Raw genomic sequence first — 2,998 nt, forward strand, 5'->3', positions numbered from 1 at the left:
CACCGCGGCGGCGTCGCCGCCGCGCTCGCGGTTCTGGTCGCGATCGTCGCCGCGCTCGGCATCGCGCTGTGGCAGGCGCAGGTCGCGCGCGAGCAGGCGCGTCGCGCCGAGACAATCAAGGACTTCCTCATCGACATGTTCCGCGCGAGTGACCCTCGCGTGGCGCAGGACAAGCCACGCGGACAGGTGACCGCGCGCGAGCTGCTGGACGCGACGGCGCCGCGCATCGCCGACGAGTTCGGCGACGACGCCCAGACGCAGGTCGAGCTGCTCGGCGTCGCCGCGTCGATCTACCGCGAGCTCGGTGACGACGCGCGCTATCGCGCGCTGCACGATCGGCAGGTCGAGCTCGCACGACGCGCGTTCGGCGACGCGCATCCCGCGATCGTCGATGGCCTGCTCGACGATGCGCAGCATGCGAGCGATCGCAACGACTACCCCGCGGCGCGACGCCTGCTCGAACTGGCCGACGGATTGATCCGCCGCGCCGGGCTCGATCATTCGGTGCAGCGCGCACGCTGGTGGGAGATACGCGCCGGGCTGTTCAATGCGAACGCGGCCGAGCGGGAGGCATCGCAGGGTGCGCTCGAGAACGCGATCGCCCTGTACGCACGCGTCGCGCCGACCGATCCCGGCTACGTACACGCGCTCGGCATGCTCGGATTCCGCCTCTCCGGCGACGACCCGCAGGCGGCCGAACGCGCCTACCGGCGTGCGATCGATGCCGCCGCGGCGAGCCATCGGCGCGACGACGGCGAGCTCCAGCAGTTGATCCTTCCGGGCCTCGCGTCCGTGCGCGAGGACCAGGGCGACTACGCCGGCGCGGAGCGCGCATACGAGCAAAGCGCGGACCTCGCGCGACGTACGTACGGCGAAGAGCACAGCACCACGTGGGTGCCTGCCGCGCAGCACGCGTGGATGGTGCATCGGCAGGGCGACCGCGAGCGCGCGCTCGCGCTGTTCGAGCACCTGCTCGCGCTGATCCCGCCCGACTGGGATACCGATTCCTACGACGAGTACGCGCGCGAGTTCTATGCATCGTGCCTCGCCGCCGAGGGCCGCGCGGCGGAAGCGATCCCGCTGCTCGAAGCCGCACTGCGCACCTACCTCGCGCGACCGGGCGTCGATTACGAGGTGCGCCGCAACCGGCTCATCCTCGGCGACGCCTACGACCGCGTCGGACGCATCGACGACGCGCGCGCGACGATCAAGGCGTCGCTCGACGAACGGATCGAGAAGGAGAGCGCGGACGCGCGCACCTTGCTCGACGCGCGCGAGCGCTGGGGTCGCTTCCTGCTCGATCGCGGCGAGCTCGATGGCGCTGAAAGGGAGTTCCGCGAAGTGCTCGCGCAGCAGCACGGCCGCATGCTCGTGACCGCCGCGCTCGCCGAAGGCGGCCTCGCCCGGCTTGCGCTCGCGCGCGGCGACGCCACCGGCGCACTCTCCGCTAGCACGCGCGCGGTCGACGCGTTCGAGCACGTGCTCGGCCGGCGCGACGTGCGCAGCGGCCCGTACCTCTGGCTCGTGCACGCCGAGGCGCTGCGCCGACGCGGCGATCGCGCCGCCGCGCGCAGCTGGGCCGAACGCGCGCTCGAGGCGAGCCGCCGCTACGACGCCCCGGGCGCCGCGTCGATCGCGCAGGCCGAAGCTGCATTGCGCATGATCGAGTAGTTCGCGCCTTCGCGCACGCAAGGCGGCTTCGCGACCGCGGATTTCGTCAGCTTCCCGACAGCATTCGCGGCGCATGTCCGTGCGCGGCCTGCGGTGGCGTTCTTCGCGGCGATCTCGTGGAGGAATCGCCATGTCCAGGCACGCTCGACACATCCGTTCCCTCGGCGCGACGCTGCTCGTCGCACTCGCGGTCGCCACACCGGTCGGTGCGACGCAGTACCACGTCGGCGCCGGCTGCGACTACGCGACGATCGCGGCCGCGATCACCGCTGCCGCGAGCGACCTCGGCGGCAACAAGGAGATCCTCGTCGCGGACAACCAGGCCTACACGAACCAGGCGCTCGCGATCGACGGCATGTCGGTCACCATCGAAGGCGTGCCGGCGTGCAACTACGTCCAGCCGAGCGGCAACACGACGATCAGTGGCGGCAGCGGCCACAGCGTGCTGACGATCCGTGGCGATTCGCACGTGCGGCTGAGGAACCTCACGATCTCGGGCGGCCATCCGTCCGACGGCGCCGCCGGCGGCGGCATCGACTTCGCGGGCACCGGTACGCTCTCGATCGACCACACGACGATTTCCTCCAACCATGCGGGCTACGGCGGCGGCATCAACTTCAACGGATCGGGCGGCGTCGCGTACCTCGGTCTCAATTCCGAGACCCAGGTCCTGTCCAACATCGCGACCACGTCGGGCGGCGGCGTGCGCATCGAGGGCAACGCGGTGCTGACGATCACCGCGCCGCAGGTATGGTTGGCGTTCAACGAAGCGGCCGGCGGCTACGGCGGCGGGCTCGAAGTGATCGGTCCGGCGCGCGCGGATCTCGGCTCGCCCGGCTACCGGATCGCCGAGTACGCGGGCCTGCTGTACGAGAACAGCGCGCAGTACGGCGGCGGCATCGCGATCTTCGGCGGCAGCGGCGCGAGCCAGCACGCGATCGTGCGCCTGTTCGCGACCGATGCGGCCAATCCCGTGATGATCCGCGCCAACGATGCGGCGCAGGCCGGCGGCGGCGTCTACCTGCAGCCGGATGCGGGCCCGAACCAGAGTTTCGCGACCCTGTGCGGCATCGACTACCGCTTCACCGACAATACGGCGCAGGAAGGCAGCGCCATCTACGCGGACGAGGACAGCACGTCGCTCGACGGCTATACGGGCAGTTTCGTGAGTCTCGGCCCGTACGCCAACGATGCCGACTGCACGCAGACGGCACTGCCGGCCGGCGTCGTCGCGTGCACGAGCGAAACCTGCAATTCGATCGACCACAACGTCTCGCAGAACAACGCCGGCCAGGCGACCACGGGCTCGACGGTCCTGCTGCAGACC

General features: G+C 70.9%; 2 protein-coding genes. Both read left to right on the forward strand.

Translation table 11 applies throughout. From position 1 onward, the window contains the following. A partial coding sequence (locus VI238_RS12130; protein WP_331651691.1) for a tetratricopeptide repeat protein occupies nucleotides 1-1,671 on the forward strand: 1,671 nt, incomplete at its 5' end. A 130-nt stretch (nucleotides 1,672-1,801) separates the two neighbouring features. After that, on the forward strand, nucleotides 1,802-2,998 hold a 1,197-nt coding region (locus tag VI238_RS12135), incomplete at its 3' end, for a hypothetical protein (protein ID WP_331651694.1).

Source organism: Dokdonella sp., assembly GCF_036518555.1.
Taxonomy (GTDB): domain Bacteria; phylum Pseudomonadota; class Gammaproteobacteria; order Xanthomonadales; family Rhodanobacteraceae; genus Dokdonella_A.